This is a genomic window from Sinorhizobium chiapasense, assembly GCF_045277575.1.
GTDB lineage: Bacteria > Pseudomonadota > Alphaproteobacteria > Rhizobiales > Rhizobiaceae > Ensifer > Ensifer chiapasense_A.
Window position 1 is genome coordinate 2,460,605 of sequence record NZ_CP144206.1, and the last position, 18,666, is coordinate 2,479,270.

The window sequence follows — 18,666 nt, forward strand, 5'->3', positions numbered from 1 at the left end:
ACGCCGACGCATCGTTCTGTTGCGACACGGCGGACTCCCGCTCAACCATGCACATAGTTTTTGACGAGTTCGGGGTCGCGTTCCAGGCTGTCGAGCCAGCTCGGGTCGAGCTTCGGAACGGATGAAAACAGCAGTTGCGAATAGGGGTGCTGCGGAACCTTCGAGCGTGCGGGGGTGATTTCCTCGACCTTGCGACCGTTGTACATCACGACGATCTCGTCGCAGATGGCTTCGACGACCGAGAGATCGTGGCTGATGAAGATGTAGGACAGCGAGAGTTCCCGCTGCATCTCCTTCAGCAGATCGATGACTGCGGCCGCCACGACCGTGTCGAGGGCCGAGGTGATCTCGTCGCAGACGATCAGCTTCGGCTCGGCTGCGAGAGCCCGCGCGAAGTTGACCCGCTGCTTCTGGCCACCTGAGAGCTCGGCCGGCGTGCGGCTGCGAAGGGATTTCGGCAGCTGGACCATGTCCAGCAGTTCGTCGATCCGCGCATCCCGGGCCTTGCCCTTCATGCCATGATAGAACTTGAGCGGACGACCGAGAATCTCCTCGATTGACTTGGCAGGATTGAGCGAGGTGTCCGCATGTTGAAAGACGATCTGCAACTCCCGCAGCTGTTCCCGGCTCCTTTGTCGGGCAGATCGGGCGAGTTCGCGTCCGTCGAGGGTCAGTTTTCCGGCGGATGCAGGCAGGATACCGGCAATCGAGCGCGCAAGCGTGGACTTGCCGCAGCCGGATTCGCCGATAATTCCGAGGTTGCGACCTCTTTCCAGGGATAGACTTGCCTCCTGCACGGCTTTGACGAGCGGCAGGCCATCGGCCTGAATGGGGCCGTAGCCGGCGATCAGACCGCTCACCTGGAGGAGTGGTCTGTTTTCTGCCACGGCAACGACGCTGTCGCCACGCGCCTTGGGTTCAAAGGCCGAAAGCAGCTCGCGCGTATAGGGATGCCTGGCGTTTGACAAGATGTCGGCGGTGTCCCCGACCTCCTGGACCTCGCCACCGCGCAGCACGACGATGCGGTCCGCGATCTGGGCCACGACTGCGAGATCGTGCGACACATAGACGCCTGCACTGCCGCTTTTCTTCATCACGGCCTTGAACGCGCGCAGCACCTCGATCTGGGTCGTCACGTCGAGCGCAGTGGTCGGCTCGTCGAAGATGACCAGCTTCGGATCGGCAATCAGCGCCATTGCGGCGGCGAGGCGTTGCAACTGGCCGCCGGAAACCTGATGGGGATAGCGGTTGCCGATCCCTTCGGGATCCGGCAGCGACAACGCCCTGAACAGTGATATGGCCTTCTCTCTGGCTTGCGAGAGCGGCATCAGGCGATGGATGCGGGTGACCTCGACAACCTGGTCTATGATGCGTTTGGAGGGATTGAAGGCTGCAGCGGCCGACTGCGGCACATAGGAGACCTCCAGGCCGCGGACCTGCGCGCGCTGGTGCTCGCTCAGCGCCACCATGTTCTTGCCCGCGACCGTGACACTGCCGCCCGATATTCTGCATCCAGGGCGGGCATAGCCCATGATCGTCAAGGCGATCGTTGTCTTCCCCGATCCGCTTTCCCCGATCAGGGCGACGATCTCGCCAGGCGCTATGTCGAGATCGATGCCCTTGATGATCTCGAGGCGGCGTCCGGCGTCTGTGGTTGCCTCCACCTTCAGGTCACGGATTTCAACGAGATTTTCCATTCAGGCGCTCCGATCACGGATCTTCTTCGGCAGATTGTCGATCAGCAGGTTGACGCTGATCGTGAGGCTCGCAATCGCCAGTGAGGGGACGATCACGGCAGGTGCGCCAAACGGCAGGCCGCCGATATTCTCGTGAACCAGCGCGCCCCAATCAGCATATGGCGGCTGCACGCCGAGGCCGAGGAAGGAAAGCCCGGAGAGAAGCAGGACGATGAACACGAAGCGGATACCGAAATCGGCGAGCAGCGGGCCGATGATGTTCGGCAGGATTTCTGAAAAGACGATGTAGGAGATGCCCTCGCCGCGGGTGCGGGCGACGGTAATGTAGTCCATCGTGTTGACGTTGACGGCGAGCGATCTGGCGAAGCGATAGGCGCCGGGCGTGTAGATCACCGCCAGCATGGCGACCAGAACGCTGAGCGACGAGCCCACGGCGGCGGCGATCACCAGACCGGAAAGCTTGCTCGGAATGGAGTTGAGCGCATCGAGCAGGCGGCTCAGCACCGTATCGAACCAGCCGCCGATGACAGCGGCCGCCATGCCGAGCGCTGCGCCGCTGAAACATGCGAGGCAGACTGCGGCAAGCGAGATGCCGACGGTGTAGCGGGCGCCCATGATGATGCGTGACAGCATATCACGGCCCAGATAGTCGGAACCGAGCAGGAGCTTGCCGCTCATCGGGCCGAAATAGTCCTCGTCGACGATTTCGCCGACGGGATAAGGGACGATATGGGGTGCCAGGAGGGCGACGATCGCCCAAAAGAGAATGATCGAAAGGCCGATCATTCCAACCCAGCTGAACCGGTAGCTCGGTCTGCGTGACAGGGCGGTGGATGTGGTCATGGTCAACGCACCCTCGGATTGGCCAGGATTGCAACGATGTCGGCGAAGGTGATGAGCGTGAGATAGCCGACGCAGAAGATGATGGCGCAGGACTGGATCAGCGGCAGATCACGCGTGGAGACGCCGTCGACCATGAGCTTCGCTATGCCTGGATAGTTGAAGATGGTCTCGACGATGATGACGCCGCCGACCAGGTAGGAGAGGGACAGCGCGATCGCATTGGCGATCGGGCCGACCGCGTTCGGCAGGGCATGCAGCAGGACTGCCCGCCAGCGTGATGCGCCCTTGAGGATTGCCGCCTCCACGTAGGGCGTGTTGATCGTGTCGATGACGGCGGCGCGGGTCATCCGGATCATCTGGGCGGAGACGACGAAGGTCAAGGTGATTACCGGCATGGCGTAGATCTTCAACACCTGCGCGAAGGACGTCGCGTCGCTGGCGAAAGACAGCGCCGGCAGCCATTTGAGATAGACGGAAAACAGCAGCACTGCCGAGGTCGCGATCATGAATTCGGGAACCGAAATGATGCCGATTGTGAGCACAGTCACGACGCGGTCGTAGACGGAGCCGCGAAACATGGCAGCGGTGATGCCGAGAGCAAGCGACAGCGGCACGGCAAAAAGGGTCGTGATGCCTGCAAGACGCATCGTGTTGACGAAGCGCGTGCCGATCAGGTCTGCGACAGGGACATTGTTGACATAGGACGTTCCCAGATCTCCGTGCAGCAGGCCGACCAGCCATCGCGCAAAACGCATAAAGGCAGGCTCGTCGAGATGCATTGCGGCCCTGAGGCCGGCAACGGCTTCCGGTGTCGCGGCCTGGCCAAGCAGGATCGTTGCGGTGTCGCCGGGTAGCATCGCCGTGGCGAAGAAAACCGCGAAGGAAACGATCAGCAGCGTTAGGGCGGAACTACCGAGCCTGTTGGCGATGAGTCCGAGGACATAAGTGCGCAATATGGTTTCCCTGCCTGAAGAATTGGAAATCGCCGGCAACGTCCGCGGACAAGGCGGAGGGTGCTGTCAGGCGTAGCTTCGGCGGCAGGAAAGACATGCCCTGCCGCCGATGATCGGCCTCAGGCGTCGAGCCAGACGTATTCAGCAAACGCATAGCCCATCATGCCGCCGAGCGGATTGGCTTCGAGGCCCTTCAGGTTCGCCGAGATCGCATCCACGTTCGAGATGAAGACCGGGATGACGGTGCCGGCTTCCTCGGAAATCATGACCTGCATCTGGCCGTAGATTTCCTTTCGCTTGGCCTCATCGAGAAGGCCACGCGCTTCCACCAGCATCTTATCGAATTTTTCCGACTTGTACTGGCTTTCATTCCACGGTGCGTTGGAGGCGTAGAGCAGCGAAAACAGGATATCCGGCGTCGGCCGCGGGTTGATGTTGCCGAAGTGGACCGGTGCCTTGAGCCAGTAGTTCGACCAGTAGCCGTCGGAGGGAACGCGCTGCACGTCGAAGTTCATGCCGATCTCAGCGCCAGACTGCTGGACGATCGTCGCCATCTCCACCGCCGACGTCGGCGCCTCCGACGTGATCATCGGGATCGACTGGCCAAGCAGGCCGGACTTCTGGAAATGGAACTTCGCTTTTTCCGGGTCGAAGGCTTTCGGCTTGAGTTCCGCATTGTGATAGACGCTGGCCGAAGGGACCGGCTGGTCGTTTGCGATCTCTGCCAGACCGCGCAGCACGGATTTCTGGATCTGCTGGCGGTTGATCAGATGCTTCATGCCCATGACGAAATCGGCCTTGTCGCCCGGGGCGAGGTCGAGACGGATGTTCAGGTCGGTATAGTTGCCCGAAGTCGTCTGCGACAATGCAAAGCCGGGCTGACTTTCGACCAGCTTCATCGAGCGTGGCTTGATCGAGGCTGCCAGATGGATGTCGCCGGAAAGCAGGGCGTTGATGCGCGCATTGTCGTCGGTAATGGCGAAGAACTCGAACGAGTCGACGTGCGGGCCGCCGGCCTTGAAGTAGTTGGGATTCTTGCTGAAGATCGATTTGACGCCAGGCTCGAAGGTTTCCATCTTGAACGCGCCGGTGCCGATGCCCTTGGAAAAGTCAGTCGTGCCGTCCGCGACGATCATGAAGTGGTGCATGGCCAGGATGGTCGGCAGGTCGGCGTTCGGATTGGCCAGCGTGATCTCGACCGTAAGCGGATCGAGGGCCTTGACGTCGGTGATCTGCTTGGCGATCGCATTGACCTTGGAGCCGACGGCCGGATCCAGATGCCGCTTGAGCGAGAAGACGACGTCACTCGATGACAGGGATTTGCCGTCGTGGAAGGTGACGCCGGAGCGGAGCTTGACGGTCCAGACCTTGGCGTCGCCGCTCTTGATGCTCTCGGCGAGTTCCATCTGCACGGTGCCGCCCTGATCGAGGAACGTGAGGCGATTGTAGAGTGCGCAGCAACGGACATAGTCGGTCGACAGCGAGGCCTTGGCCGGGTCGAGCGTATCGGCGGTGGACGACGACCAGCCTGCCGCCTTCAGGTTCCCGCCCGATTTGGGGGTGGCAGCCACTGCGTTGGTCGCGCGCCCCAGGACCAGGCCGCCCGCTGAAAGCGCAACGCCCCCCGCCAACAGCATCGTCAGCAGCTCGCGGCGGGTTGCGCCCCGGCGAATGGCATTCTCGACCATGGCATCGTCAGATGCGGTCCAGTTCGTGATCTTGTCGTTCATTTCATTCCCCTTTTTTTGCTGGTTGGCGGGCGCCCCATCTTCCGTGGGTTGGTCCGATGCTTGAAAAGTCCTAAATCCCGTCAGCCTCCGCGTGCTGTCCTTGCAGCCTCGGCCAGTTCGGCCATCGACGTGAAATGATAGTCGGGTCTGGTGAACTCGGCCGGTTCGATCGTGCCGCCATAGCCCGGCTGGGCGTGGCGCCGCTGGATCCAGCAATTGGTCATGCCGAGGTCACGGGAAACGCCGATGTCGTGATACTGGCTCTGGGCCACGTGCAGGATGTCGTCCTTGCTGGCACCTTCACGCGAAACGAAGTCGAAGACCTGATGAAAGAAGGCGGGGTCCGGCTTTTCGGTGCCGGTGTCGTCAGCGGTGAACGCCGCGTAGAAAGGATTGCCGAGCGCATTCGAGAAGTGCTCGAAGGCCCAGCGACGAGCATTGGTCATGGCAATCAGACGGTAGTTCCTTGCAAGCTCTGCCATTGCCTCGGCACTGTCGGGAAACGCCTTCCAGGTCTTGGCGGAATCGCGCAGGCGAATGCCATGGGCCTCTTCAGACGGCAAGTCGAGCTGCGGCGCGATGTCCAGATAGACGCGCACCAGGTCGTCCGGAAAGAGATCGGCGTCGTCGGAGTACCGTGCGGCGCGATAGAGCGAGAGCGCCTCTTCGCCGTCGATCTCGACGCCGGCTTCTATGGCGACCTCCTGCAGGCAGGACTTCAGACCGCCCTCGAAATCGATGAGCGTGCCGACCACGTCGAAGGTCATGTACTTGAATTCCGGCAGAGATTTTATCAATTCCAAATCCCCAGTTAGGTCGCAGGTGACGCTTAATGGCAGCTCGGCGAAAGAATATGCTGTCCCCGGCCTCGGCGTATTTTCATGCAAACCCCGGATTTTCCGGGGTTTGAGGCCTTCATTGGCTAAGATAGTGCCACTTGGTCCGAACCATTTGCGCCGAATCGGCCGGGCCGAGCGGCACAAAATTCCGAAATTCGGGCCGCCGCGATATTTCGGCCAGCCGGGGTCTGAAGGGGCTCAGCCCCTGACGGCGCGCCGGACATCGGGATCCTCGAGGGTCTGGTCCAGCGTCTTTGTCGTGCGCTCGATGATCGCATCGATATCGGCATCCGAGCAGCACAGCGGCGGCGCGTATCCCAGCACGCCGTTGGCGAAGGCGCGAATGATGAGGCCATTGTTCCAGGCACGATCGAAGACGCGGCGCGCAGGCGCGGCCTCCGCCGGAAGCGGCGTCTTGGCGGCCTTGTCGGTGACGAGCTCGATCGCCGCCAGCATACCGCGGCCCCGGACATCGCCGACCAACGGATGGGCCTTCAGGCCCTCCAGGCCGGCCATCAGACGGGCGCCGGCCCTGATGCCGTTTTCCAGCAGGCCACCCTCGTAGAGCTTGAGCACCTCGAGACCGACGGCGGCACTGACCGGGTGAGCCGAATAGGTGTAGCCGTGCCCGACGGCGGATGCGCCGGCGCCGTCTGCGATCACCTGATAGACATGATCGGCCATGAATACGGCGCCCATTGGAACATAGCCGGAGGTCAGACCCTTGGCCGTGGTCATGAAATCGGGGACGATGTCGTCTTCGGTGCAGGCAAACAGTGGGCCGGTCCGGCCGAAACCGGTGATGACCTCGTCGGCGACGAAAAGGATGCCGTAGTCCCTGCAAAGGTTGCGCATGGCCTTCATCCAGCCCTTGGGCGGGACAATCACGCCACCGGATCCCTGGATGGGCTCGGCATAGAAGGCGGCGACACGATCTGCGCCGATTGCCTCGACCTTTTCCTTCAGTGCGGCGAGGGACGCGTCGATGATCGCCTGCGGATCCTCGCCTGCCGGGTTGCGGTAGGGGTAGGGCGAGGGGATCTTGTGCTGCCACTCGAAGGGAATGCCGAACCCGGCATGGAAGTTCGGCAGCGCCGTGAGGCCGGCACCGACCGTCGACGAGCCATGATAGCCCTGTTCGATCGAGATGAACTGGTCGCGCTGCGGCTGGCCCTTGGCGATCCAATAGTAGCGAATGAAACGAATAGTGCTGTCGACGGCATCCGAGCCGCCGAGTGTGAAGTAGACATGGTCAAGATCGCCAGGGGCGCGTTCGGCAAGCTCGGCAGCTAGCCGAATGGCCGGCTCTGAGCCCAGACCGAAGTAGGCGGTTGCGTAGGGAAGTTCACGCATCTGGCGTGTCGCCGCCTCGACGATCGAATCGTGGCCATAGCCGGCATTGACGCACCAGAGGCCGGCAAAACCGTCCACCAACTGGCGCCCCTGCGCGTCGGTGACGGTCGCGCCCTTGGCGGAGGCGAGAACGCGCACCCCCTGCTGTTCGTGGCCGCGATAGGAGGCGACGGGATGGACGAGATGGGCGCGATCGAGTTCGATGAGCGAATTGCTGAACATGATGTCTCCGGATCAGCCGAGGGCCTGGTTGGCCAGGGCAAAGGTATGAACTGTCGATGCGGCAGGGCGGACAGGCCGCGCCATGGCGACGCCACTGCCGACATGAGCGAGAGAGCAGTCGATGAGCCAGGGGGTGAGGCCGGTGCTGGCGCCGGTGTCGACCCTGAGAAAGGCACCCGTGCGGCGGCTCATGAAATGCACGATGAGCGCCTTGGCGTCGTCGATGTCTGTGGCGACGACCGGCCCGATGACCTCGCCGCGACCGAAAGCCCGGATGCAGGCGAAGCCGGCGATGCTGGCATCGCGGCGCAAGACGGCAAACGCGCCGATTTCGGCCAGCCTTGCGATCAGTGCCGAACGGTCGGCGCCGAAGGCTTCGCGGTCGAGCGCGATGATCGCGGCGAGATCCCCTGGGGTCGCGGTTTGCGTACCCTCGGGCGCCGCCATGCCGCCGACGACACCCTGGTGTTGCAGGATGGCGCCGGTTTCCCGGAACCCCAGCTTCTCATAGAGAGGCAGGCCCTCGGCCGTCGCGATCAGGCGAAGCATCCGCTCTCCAGCGAGCTTGAGTGCTGCATCCATCAGGTGGCGGCCGACGCCCCGGCCGCGCATGCGCGCATCGACGATCACCATGTTGATCGTGGCACAATCGTTGCCGTAGGGCGTCATGAGGGCCGTGCCGACCACCTTGCCGGTCTCGTTCACGGCGACAACGCCCTGGCTGAGATCAAGCGCGGTCTGCCAATCCTGCAAGCGGTGCGGCCAGCCGGCCTGGCGCGACAGGTCGGCGGCATCATCCAGGTGCTCGATGCCGAAAGTTCTGGTTTCGATGTCCCCGACGTGCATGGACAGTGCTCTCCGTTTCTGACCAGAGTTTCGTGGTGAAGGAGCCGGACGATTATCCGAAGGCGGTGCCGGCGACGGTATCTTTCGCCAAAGCGGCGGCATGGTTCCGCATCTTATGCCGTGCGTCGGCGACCGGGCGCCGGGACGAGCCATGACATCCCGGCCGCGCCGGCCGCCGTCTGCAACCAAATGCCAAAGCGGCGGCACGATACGGAACTTTCTGCTTCGGATTCCGGCAAATCAGTCGGCGCTGATGCCGGAAGCGGTCATATGATCGTGTTCTCACCCGAAAGGCTCGATGGGCCATCACGCAAGGACGAAGCGCATGACTACCTTCCGCCCGAAATACATCACCTTCGATTGCCACGGCACGCTCATCAATTTCCAGATGGCTGAAGCTGCCCGCGACCTCTACGGTGATCGTCTCGACGAGCCGCGCATGCTGCAGTTCATCAAGAACTTCGCGGCCTACCGGCTGGACGAGATCATGGGGGATTGGAAACCCTATGCCGACGTCGTCCACAATTCGCTGGAGCGGACCTGCAAGCGAAACGGCGTCGCCTTCAAGGACGAAGATGCCAGGATGGTCTATGAGCGGGTACCGACCTGGGGTCCCCATGCGGACGTTCCGGCGGGCCTTGCCAAGGTCGCCAGGAAAATCCCGCTCGTCATACTGTCCAATGCGATGAACGACCAGATTCCCTCCAACGTCGCCAAGCTCGGCGCCCCCTTCCATGCCGTCTACACGGCGGAGCAGGCAAACGCCTACAAGCCGCGCTTCCAGGCTTTCGAATACATGTTCGACATGCTCGGCTGTGGTCCGGAAGATATCCTGCATTGCTCCTCGTCCTTCCGCTACGACCTGATGTCGGCCCACGACCTCGGCATCAAAAACAAGGTCTGGGTCAATCGTGGTCACGAGCCGGCCAATCCCTTCTATGGCTATGTGGAAATCTCCGACATTTCCGGCCTGCCGGGCGTCGTCGGTCTCTGAGGAAAGGCCGAAGCCGATGAAATACGTCTCCTACTGGCACGATACCTCGCCCCGTTTTGCGGGCGCCGTGTCGGGGCCGATCGAAGGTCACTACGACGTTGCCGTGGTCGGCGGCGGCTTTACCGGGCTCGGCGCGGCGCGGCAGCTCGCCATGGCCGGTGCGAAAGTTATCGTGCTGGAGTCGGAGACGGTCGGCTTCGGGGCCTCCGGCCGCAACGGCGGACATCTGAACAACGGCCTGGCCCATAGCTACCTTGCGGCCAAGCATGAACTCGGCAAGGAGCGGGCGATCGCGCTCTACAAGGCGCTCGACGCGTCGATCGACACGCTGGAAGCGATCATCGCCGAGGAAGGCATAGACTGCGACTTTCGCCGTGCCGGCAAGCTCAAGCTCGCTTCGAAGCCGCAGCATTTCGAAGGGCTCGCCAAGAATTTTGAGGCGGTTCATGCGGAGGTCGATCCGGACACGGCGCTGCTGTCGCCCGATGATCTCAAACGCGAAATCGGTTCGCCCTTTCACGGCGCCATGCTGTCAAAGAAGAGCGCAATGATGCATATGGGGCGCTATGTCGTCGGCCTAGCCGAAGCGGCAAGGCGGCGCGGTGCGATCATCGTCGAGAAGGCGACAGTCACCGACATTTCGAAGTCGGGCGCCCGGCATGCATTGAAGACTGCAAGAGGCACGGTGACGGCTGACAACGTCATGGTGGCGAGCGGCGCCTACACAACGCCGAATTTCGGTTACTTCCGCCGCCGGATCATGGCCGTCGGCAGTTTCATCATCGCCACGCGACCGCTCACCGACCAGGAGATCGCCGCGACGATGCCGGGCAACCGCACCTGCGTCAACAGCATGAATATCGGCAACTACTGGCGCCTGTCGCCAGACAACCGGCTGATCTTCGGGGGCAGGGCCCGGTTCTCGGCGACTTCGGACCAGCGTTCGGACGCCAGGAGCGGCGCCATCCTTCGCGACAGCCTCAGCCGCATCTTTCCGCAACTGTCCAATGTCGAGATCGACTATTGCTGGGGAGGCTTGGTCGATATCACGAAGGATCGCTACCCTCGGGCGGGTTACCATGACGGACTATGGTACGCCATGGGCTATTCCGGCCACGGCGCGCAGCTTTCGACCCATCTCGGCATGGCGATTGCCGACGCGATCCTCGGCCGGCCTGACCGAAATCCGGTCAAGGGCCTCGAATGGCCGGCGGTGCCGGGTCATTTCGGCAAGCCTTGGTTCCTGCCACTGGTCGGGCTCTACTACAGGATGCTCGACAAGATCCAATGACGGGGCGTACCTCTTCAGGGCACTGTTCATTGTTGCCGGGAACAAGAAAGGTGGGGCTGCGATCGCAACCCCACCTTTTTCGTCCTCGAGTGCTGCAGCAGGCTCAGGCGAGGCCGCCGATATGAAAGGTCTTGGCCTCGAGATACTCGTCGATTCCCAGCTGTGAACCCTCTCTCCCCAGGCCCGACTGCTTGACGCCGCCGAACGGTGCGACCTCGGTTGAGATCAGGCCGGTGTTCAGCCCCACCATGCCGAATTCGAGCGCCTCGCCGACGCGCCAGGCCCGCTTGAGGCTTTCCGTATAGAAATAGGCCGCCAGCCCGTAGGGCGTGCCGTTGGCAATGGCGATCGCCTCTTCCTCGGTCTCGAAGCGGAACAGCGGCGCGACCGGCCCGAAGGTCTCTTCGCTGGCAAGCTGCATGTCGATCGTGGCGCCGGTCAGGACGACCGGGGCCGTGTACTGCCGCCCTGCCGGCAGTTCGCCCCCGGCGGTGATGATCCGGGCACCCTTCGCGAGTGCGTCCTCGATATGGCGGTTGATCTTGGCGATCGCCGCATCGTTGATCATAGGGCCGATCGAAACCCCGGCTTCCGTGCCGGGGCCGACCTTCATGGCGTTGACGCGCGCCGTGAGCTTTTCGGCGAAACGGTCGTAGACGCCCGCCTGAACGAGGATGCGGTTGGCGCAGACGCAGGTCTGACCGCCGTTGCGGAACTTCGATACGATTGCGCCCTCGATCGCGAGTTCGATGTCGGCGTCGTCGAAGACAATGAAGGGCGCATTGCCGCCGAGTTCGAGGGAGAGCCGCTTGACGCTGTCGGCGGCGCCACGCATCAAAAGCGAACCGACCGGCGTCGAGCCGGTGAACGAGATCTTGCGCACGGTCGTGTTGGCCATGATCTCGTTGCCTATTTCCTTCGGCATGCCGGTGACGATGTTGACGACACCGGCGGGAATGCCCGCCATTTCGGCGAGTACGCCGAGCGCCAGGGCCGAATAGGGCGTGAACTCGGAAGGTTTCACGACGACGGTACATCCGGCGGCGAGCGCTGGCGCGATCTTGCGGGTGATCATCGCGTTCGGAAAATTCCAGGGGGTGATGATGCCACAGACGCCCACCGGTTCCTTCAGCACGATGATGCGGCGGTCGGCTGTCGGCGATGGAATGGTCTGGCCGCCGATGCGGCGCGCCTCTTCGGCGAACCACTTGACGAAGGAGGCGCCGTAACGGATCTCGCCGCGCGCTTCGTCGAGTGGCTTGCCCTGCTCGGTCGTCAGGATCAGCGCGAGATCGTCGATGTGCTCGATCATCAGCGCGTACCAGGCTTCGAGCAGCGCAGCGCGCTCGGCATGGGTGCGCTTCTTCCATGCCGGATAGGCCTTGTCGGCAGCCTCGATCGCCGCACGCGTCTCCTCGCCCCCCATGTCGGGTACGATGCCGATCACCGCCTGGCTTGCAGGATCCGTGACGTCGACGCTTTTGCCCGACCGGGCCGCGACCCACGCGCCGCCGATCAGGCCTTCTTGGCGAAACAGGGAGGGGAGTTTCAAATTCCGCATGCTTGCGATCCTCGGGTACGATTTTTACAGTGCGGCGAGGAGCGCCGCGGTGATGGCGTCCGTCCGGTCCTTGCCGGGAGCCGTGCCGATGCCTGCCGCCGTGGTGGCCTCGATCGCCGTCATGACGGCGCCGGCGGCATCCCTTTCGCCGAGGTGATCGAGCATCATGGCGCCGGACCAGACCGTGGCGATCGGGTTGGCGATCCCGAGATGCGCGATGTCGGGTGCCGAGCCGTGCACCGGCTCGAACATAGACGGGGCGTTGCGCTCGGGATTGATGTTGGCGGAGGCGGCAAAGCCGAGACCGCCCTGGATGGCTGCGCCGAGATCGGTCAGGATGTCGCCGAAGAGGTTGGAGGCGACCACCACGTCGAGCGTTTCCGGCGCCATCACCATGCGTGCCGCCATCGCGTCGATGTGATAGCTGGTGACCTCGACGTCGGGATATTCCGCCGAGAGCTGCCGCGTGACGTCGTCCCAGAAGACCATCGAGTATTTCTGGGCGTTCGATTTGGTCACCGAGGCCAGCTTGCGGCGCCGCGCCCGGGCCTGTTCGAAGGCGAAGCGCAGGATGCGCTCGACGCCCGTGCGGGTGAAGATCGACGTCTCGACCGCCACTTCGTCTGCCGTGCCCTGGTGGATGCGGCCGCCGGCGCCGGAATACTCGCCCTCGGTGTTTTCGCGGATGCAGAGAATGTCGAACCTGGTTGTCTTGAGCGGCCCCTCGACGCCGGCCAGCAGGCGGTGCGGACGGATGTTGGCGTATTGCGCGAAACTCTTGCGGATCGGCAGCAGCAGGCCATGCAGCGACACGGAATCCGGAACCTCCGCCGGCCAGCCGACGGCGCCGAGCAGGATCGCGTCAAAGCTGCGCAGGGTGTCGATGCCGTCAGCCGGCATCATCGCGCCGGTCTCCTTGTAGAAGGCACAGGACCACGGGAATACGGTTCCCTTCAAGGCAAATCCGTGCGCCACGGCTGCCTTCTGCAGCACGGACCAGGCGGCTTCCGTCATGTCCCGGCCGATGCCGTCGCCGGGGATCAGGGCTATCGTGTGTGTCTTCATGGTTTCGTCCTCAGAGGCTGATCAAGACGCTTTTGCTCTTTCGATTGGCCTGAAATGCCTCCCGGCCGAGATCCTTGCCGATGCCGGACTGCTTGTAGCCCCCGGTCGGGAGGATGTGGTCGCGCGAGCGGCCGTAACGGTTGACCCAGATGGTGCCGGCCTGCAGCTGCCGGGTGAGGCGGATGGCCCGGGAGAGGTCGCGGGTGAAGAGGCCGGCGGCCAGTCCATAGCTCGGATGGTCGGCAAGGCGCACGGCCTCTTCCTCGTCCTCGAAGGTCTGCAGCGTCAGCACCGGCCCGAAGATTTCCTCGATGACGGCGGGAGAGCGCTGGTCGACGCCGGCAACCAAGGTCGGCGCATAGAAATATCCCGGCGCGTCCATGGAACGGCCACCCGTCAGGCATTCGGCTCCGGCTGCGACGGAGGCCGCGACGATGTCATCGATGCGCTGGCGCTGCCTTTCGGAGATGATCGGCGAATACTGGCTCGCCGCATCCCAGGTCGGTCCCGGCACGACACCTTTCATCTTCTTCAGGATGGCGTCGATCAGCGGGGCCGCGACACTCTTCTCGACGATCAGGCGCGATCCGGCGACGCAGGCCTGGCCGGCATTGCTGGTGATGCTCGCGGTTACTGCCGCCGCTGCCCGATCGATGTCGGCATCGGCGAAGACGATCTGCGGGCTCTTGCCGCCGAGCTCCAGCGTCATCGGCTTGACGCCGGTGCGTGCGATGTTCTCCATGATCGCCGAGCCGGCGCGGGTGGAGCCGGTGAAGCTGATCTTGGCGATGTCCGGATGGCCGGTGATGGCATTGCCGGTGGTCATGCCATCACCGAGCACGACGCTGATCAGGCCGGCCGGAATGCCGGCACGTACGGCGAGTTCCGCCAGCCGGATCGTCGAGAACGGCGTCATCTCCGATGGCTTCAGCACGACCGCGTTGCCGGCTGCGAGCGCCGGACCGAGCTTCCATGCGGCCATGTTGATCGGAAAGTTCCAGGGTGTGATCGCGCCGACGACGCCGTAGGGTTCCGTCATGATCATGCCGAGACTGGCATCGTCGGTCGGCACCAGGTCGCTGCTTTCCTTGTCGGCGAATTCGGCGAAGAAACGGATCTGCTCGGCCGAAATGGCGATGTCGCCCTCGACCAGGTGGCCTACCGGACGGGTTGAGGCGACCGCCTCCAGTCTTGCCAGCGCCACTGCGTCCTGTTCGATGAGGTCGGCCCAGCGATGCAGAAGCTTCAGCCGTTCACGTGGACGGACCCCGCCCCAGTTGGTTTCCTTGAGGGCTGATTTTGCGGTCTGCACGGCCTGGTCGACAAGATCGGCGTCGGCAATCGGACAGGCGGCGTAGCCCCTGCCATCGGACGGTCGGTGCATCGCGATGGCGCCTTCGGCCGCCACCAGGCGATCGCCGATGAAATGCCCCACCGGCAGGGCCAGGCTGTCAGGATCGAAACTCAGGCTCATCGGGATGTCTCCGTCATCTGACTGCAACGCTACCGGATCGCCAGGACAGGTTGATCCGGTTGAGAGGATGGCCGCAGCCGAAGTCACCGTTTTGGCGGCGCTTCACAGCGTATTCTGCGGCGCGGGCCCGAACCGGGTGCCGCGCCGCGGCGCGTGCGTCAGGGCGTGACGGTGACGTAGATCTTGCGGACGGTTTCGATGGTCTTCCAGATGCCAACGAAGCCCGGCTTCATGACGAAGCTGTCGCCCCTCTTGTAGACGACCGGCTGGCCACCTTCAGGGGTGATTTCGACGACGCCGGACAGGATGTGGCAGAACTCGAAGGTCTGGCCCTTGATCGAGCGGGTGACGCCCGGGGTCGCTTCCCAGACCCCGGTGTGCACCAGCTCGCCATGGGCTTCGTCCTGCGCCCAGGTCTTGAGCTGGGGATTGCCGGAGATCAACCGATCCGGTGCGGGCGTGTTTTCGCGCGGTGCGAAGGTAGGGTTGGTCTCGATGGTCTTGAGGAGCGACATGGCATTCCTTTCGGGGTTGAGGTTTCAGTAGCCGCGCTGCCGATCGACCAGGCCGATCGGATCGAGCCCGGCGCGCAGCCGCCTGATGTTGTCGATCACGGCGCGTGCGGCCGTGTGGGGCTGGGTGATGCTGGCGATATGGGGGGTCAGCAGGATGCGGGCGTCATGCCAGAACGGATGGCCGGGCGGCAGCGGTTCCGGATCGGTGACGTCGATCACGGCGCCGGACATGTGGCCGCTGTCGAGCGCGGCGAGAAGCGCCTCCTGGTCGAGCTGCGGTCCGCGGCCGACATGGACCAGTCCGGCGCCTCTCGGCAGTTGGCTGAAAAGCCCGGCGTCGAGGAAGCCGCGGGTGTCGTCTGTCAGGGGCAGAAGGCAGATCAGCACGTCGGTTTCTGCCAGCATGGCCACCAGACCCGCTGGGCCGGAGAAGCATCGGACGCCCTCGATCTCCCGGGCAGAGCGGCTCCAGCCGGACAGCGGAAATCCGAAGGGCTTCAAGCGCTCGAGCACAGCCTGGCCCAGGCTGCCGAGCCCCAGCACGCCGATGTGGCGTTCGCCGGCCTGGGCTTGCGGCAGGACCTTCCAGACCTCGGCTTGCTGCTGCTGCAGGTAGGCCGGCAGATTGCGATGGAGCGAAAGAACGCCGAGGACGACGTATTCCTGCATCATCCGCACGATGCCCTCTTCGACCATGCGCACGATCTTCACGTCGTCAGGAACGCTGGCGGCGCTGAACTGGTCGATGCCGGCGCCGGTCGAGAACAGCACCTCCAGATTGCGGTAGCGCGCCAGGTTCTCCGGGACGGTCCAGGTCATGAGATAGCGCACCTCGTCAGGATCGACCGTCGTCGGGTCCATCGAGAACGGCAGGTCCGGGATTTCGCGAGCAAAGGTGTCCCGGAATATCTGGCCGCGAGCGGCATCGGAATTGAAGAGAAAGGTCATCGTCCGGATCCGATCCTGGCTCGGTCAAGGGTCCGCGCGGCAATGTCGCCCCAGTGCCTCGACCAGCGACTGGCAGGCGGCGAGTTCGCTTGCGAGAATGAATTCGTTGGGTTTGTGGGCACGCGCAATGTCGCCGGGGCCGCAGATGATCGCATCCACGCCGGCGCGCTGATAGAGCCCGGCCTCGGTTCCATAGCTGACGGCGGCGAGCGGCTCGATTCCCGTCAAGTCTTTCAGTAGACCGGCGAGGGGAGAGGACCGAGCGAGGGAGAGCGCTGGATAGGCGCTGAGAACCTGCCAATCGACCCCGAAGCCGTTTGATGCCAAAGCCTCTGCAGCTTCTCGCACCGGAGCCAGCAACGCTTCGGGGTCAACGGACGAAATGGCCCTGGCCTCTAGTTCCAGGTTGCAGAGCTCAGGAATGATGTTGACAGCCTGACCACCGCTGATCGTGCCGATCGACAAGGACGAGTAGGGCGGTTCGAATTCGTCTTCGAACGGTCCTTCCGCAAGGTCGATCGCCGTTGCGACGGCGGCCTGCTGCACTTCGGTCATGGCGTGGATTGCATTGAGGCCCAGATCCGGCCGGGAGGAGTGACCGGAAAGGCCCCTGAGTGTCAGTCGTGCCGCCGCCTTTCCCTTGTGGGCGAGAATGCCCCGCATCCCGCTCGGCTCCCCGATGATTGCGCCGAGCGGCGGCGCGCATAGATCCGGTAGACGAGCGATCAGGTGCGGCACTCCGCGGCAACCGGCTTCCTCGTCATAGGAGAAAGCCAGGTGAATCGGGCGAGAGAGCGGGCGCGAGAGGAATGAGGGGACGGCTGCCAGGACGACAGCCAGGAACCCCTTCATATCGGTCGTTCCGCGTCCATAGAGCCTGTCGTCCTCGAGCCTCAACACAAAGGGATCACCGTCCCACCCCGCTTCCCCGGCCGGGACAACGTCCATGTGGCCGGATAGGATGTAGCCCGACCTGTCGGCGGGACCGATCGTGGCGAAGAGGTTCGCTCTGTCTCCTTCCGGCCCGGGAAGGATTTGCGGAGCAATACCGAAGGATCTCAGATAGTCGGCGATCCATTCGACGATGTCGCCATTGGGCGTGCCGACCACCGACTGAAAGCTGACCAGCTTTTCCAGGATGTCCATGGCGCGCTTCATTATTAGTTCCCGTTCCAAACGCTGTCACGTCCTGCGCACCCCGCCATGTTCCAGCAGGAGAGGCGAACCAATTTTGACAATCAAAGTAGAGGCATACGAAACTAATAGCTGCCGAAAGAGGAAGCGATACGGTCAAATCTTGTGCGAGCCTTCGCTTCAGCAGTGAAATGTTTTGCAGGATCTCAACTAACATAGCCGCCGGGACATCCGGGCACTCGGCCCCGGAGGAGGACGTGTCGTTTCGCTGGGTGAATGATGGATAGCGAACTACCAGGGACGTTGAGTGTCGATAACTTCGAGATGCGCTTCGCGGACATCGCGGATGTCGAACTTTCCCAGTTGCAGGCTTTGTCGATCTCGGTGGAATGGCCTCACCGGGCGGCGGACTGGCAGCATCTCCTTGACGTCGGGAGGGGATATGTCGCGCTCGATGAGATCGGCCGGATAGGCGCGTCCGCCATGTGGTTCCCGCATGGCGAAGGTTTCGCGACCCTCGGGATGCTGATAACCTTGCCAAGGTTGCAGGCCAACGGCACGGCAAAATGGCTGATGAACCGGATCATGGCGGACTGTGGTCATGGCTGCATCCGCCTCAATTCGACCCGTGAAGCCCGGCGGCTCTATGCGTCTCTGGGCTTCATGCCGAAGGGGAAGGTCTATCAATGTCAGGGCACGGTGATGACCGCCATGGAGCTTCCGCCACTCGGCAAAGATCTTGTCCTGAGGAGGTTGGACCGTGCCGATCTGGATGCGGTCATTGCCCTTGATGCTCCAGCCTTCGGTACGGCGCGGAGCCTGCACCTGGCGCGGCTGTTCGACAGTTCGATATGCTACGGTCTCTACCAGGGCCGACAATTGCGGGCCTTTTCGATGCTTCGTCGCTTCGGGCGGGGACATGTTGTCGGGCCGGTGGTGGCCGGTTGCGACGAGGACGCCATTGTGGTCACCCAGCCGCATGTCGGCGCCAATGTAGGCCGGTTTCTTCGCATCGATACGCATTTCGACACGGGCGCGTTTGCTGCCTTCGTCCACCAGTGCGGGCTCGGCGTCTACAACACCGTGAGGACGATGGTGACCCAGGAAGGCGCCAGCTATGGCACGGGAGAAAATGGTGCTCCGGTGGTCTATGCCCTAGCGTCGCAGTCCCTGGGCTGATTATTCCTGCCGGCTGACCAGA

General features: G+C 63.1%; 16 protein-coding genes. 3 read left to right on the forward strand and 13 right to left on the reverse strand.

What is annotated here, in order from left to right:
- Window positions 1-41 precede the first annotated feature (41 nt).
- The 7 genes from QM996_RS30225 to QM996_RS30255 form a co-directional block, all read right to left on the reverse strand.
- A complete protein-coding gene (locus tag QM996_RS30225; protein ID WP_334197479.1) occupies window positions 42-1,697 on the reverse strand; it encodes an ABC transporter ATP-binding protein in 1,656 nt (551 codons plus the stop codon).
- Window positions 1,698-2,546: an ABC transporter permease gene (locus QM996_RS30230; protein WP_500270439.1), complete on the reverse strand. Its 849-nt coding sequence runs from the start codon at window positions 2,544-2,546 to the stop codon at window positions 1,698-1,700.
- Complete coding sequence (locus tag QM996_RS30235) at window positions 2,543-3,493, reverse strand: ABC transporter permease (RefSeq protein WP_334197481.1); 951 nt, start codon at window positions 3,491-3,493, stop codon at window positions 2,543-2,545. Before QM996_RS30235 ends, QM996_RS30230 begins: the two co-directional genes overlap by 4 nt.
- Window positions 3,494-3,612: 119 nt before the next feature.
- Window positions 3,613-5,223, reverse strand: coding sequence for an ABC transporter substrate-binding protein (locus QM996_RS30240; RefSeq protein WP_334197482.1), 1,611 nt, complete (start codon window positions 5,221-5,223; stop codon window positions 3,613-3,615).
- 80 nt (window positions 5,224-5,303) lie between these two features.
- Entirely contained in the window at window positions 5,304-6,020 is a 717-nt protein-coding gene (locus QM996_RS30245; RefSeq protein WP_334197483.1) for an HAD-IA family hydrolase, read from the reverse strand.
- 240 nt (window positions 6,021-6,260) lie between these two features.
- Window positions 6,261-7,637: an aspartate aminotransferase family protein gene (locus QM996_RS30250; protein ID WP_334197484.1), complete on the reverse strand. Its 1,377-nt coding sequence runs from the start codon at window positions 7,635-7,637 to the stop codon at window positions 6,261-6,263.
- Between the two features lie 12 nt (window positions 7,638-7,649).
- Window positions 7,650-8,483, reverse strand: coding sequence for a GNAT family N-acetyltransferase (locus QM996_RS30255; RefSeq protein WP_334197485.1), 834 nt, complete (start codon window positions 8,481-8,483; stop codon window positions 7,650-7,652).
- Window positions 8,484-8,808: 325 nt separating this feature from the next.
- On the opposite strand from QM996_RS30255, the gene QM996_RS30260 reads away from it, so the two are divergent.
- The gene (locus QM996_RS30260; protein WP_334197486.1) at window positions 8,809-9,477 is read left to right on the forward strand and encodes a haloacid dehalogenase type II; all 669 of its coding nucleotides are present in this window, start codon (window positions 8,809-8,811) and stop codon (window positions 9,475-9,477) included.
- A 16-nt stretch (window positions 9,478-9,493) separates the two neighbouring features.
- Window positions 9,494-10,768, forward strand: coding sequence for an NAD(P)/FAD-dependent oxidoreductase (locus QM996_RS30265; protein WP_334197487.1), 1,275 nt, complete (start codon window positions 9,494-9,496; stop codon window positions 10,766-10,768).
- 103 nt (window positions 10,769-10,871) lie between these two features.
- Here QM996_RS30265 and QM996_RS30270 read toward each other — a convergent pair whose 3' ends face one another.
- From QM996_RS30270 to argE, 6 genes are all read right to left on the reverse strand, one after another.
- Window positions 10,872-12,329, reverse strand: coding sequence for an NAD-dependent succinate-semialdehyde dehydrogenase (locus tag QM996_RS30270; protein ID WP_334197488.1), 1,458 nt, complete (start codon window positions 12,327-12,329; stop codon window positions 10,872-10,874).
- 24 nt (window positions 12,330-12,353) lie between these two features.
- Complete coding sequence (locus QM996_RS30275) at window positions 12,354-13,394, reverse strand: tartrate dehydrogenase (RefSeq protein ID WP_334197489.1); 1,041 nt, start codon at window positions 13,392-13,394, stop codon at window positions 12,354-12,356.
- Between the two features lie 10 nt (window positions 13,395-13,404).
- Window positions 13,405-14,868: an aldehyde dehydrogenase family protein gene (locus QM996_RS30280; RefSeq protein ID WP_334197490.1), complete on the reverse strand. Its 1,464-nt coding sequence runs from the start codon at window positions 14,866-14,868 to the stop codon at window positions 13,405-13,407.
- A gap of 158 nt (window positions 14,869-15,026) precedes the next feature.
- Entirely contained in the window at window positions 15,027-15,383 is a 357-nt protein-coding gene (locus tag QM996_RS30285; RefSeq protein WP_334197491.1) for a cupin domain-containing protein, read from the reverse strand.
- Between the two features lie 24 nt (window positions 15,384-15,407).
- A complete protein-coding gene (locus tag QM996_RS30290; protein WP_334197492.1) occupies window positions 15,408-16,331 on the reverse strand; it encodes a 2-hydroxyacid dehydrogenase in 924 nt (307 codons plus the stop codon).
- 24 nt (window positions 16,332-16,355) lie between these two features.
- Window positions 16,356-17,489, reverse strand: coding sequence for an acetylornithine deacetylase (gene argE, locus QM996_RS30295; protein ID WP_334197493.1), 1,134 nt, complete (start codon window positions 17,487-17,489; stop codon window positions 16,356-16,358).
- A 252-nt stretch (window positions 17,490-17,741) separates the two neighbouring features.
- On the opposite strand from argE, the gene QM996_RS30300 reads away from it, so the two are divergent.
- Window positions 17,742-18,644 carry a GNAT family N-acetyltransferase gene (locus QM996_RS30300; protein WP_500270440.1) on the forward strand — a complete coding sequence of 301 codons (903 nt, stop codon included), beginning with the start codon at window positions 17,742-17,744 and terminating at the stop codon, window positions 18,642-18,644.
- Window positions 18,645-18,666: the final 22 nt, after the last annotated feature.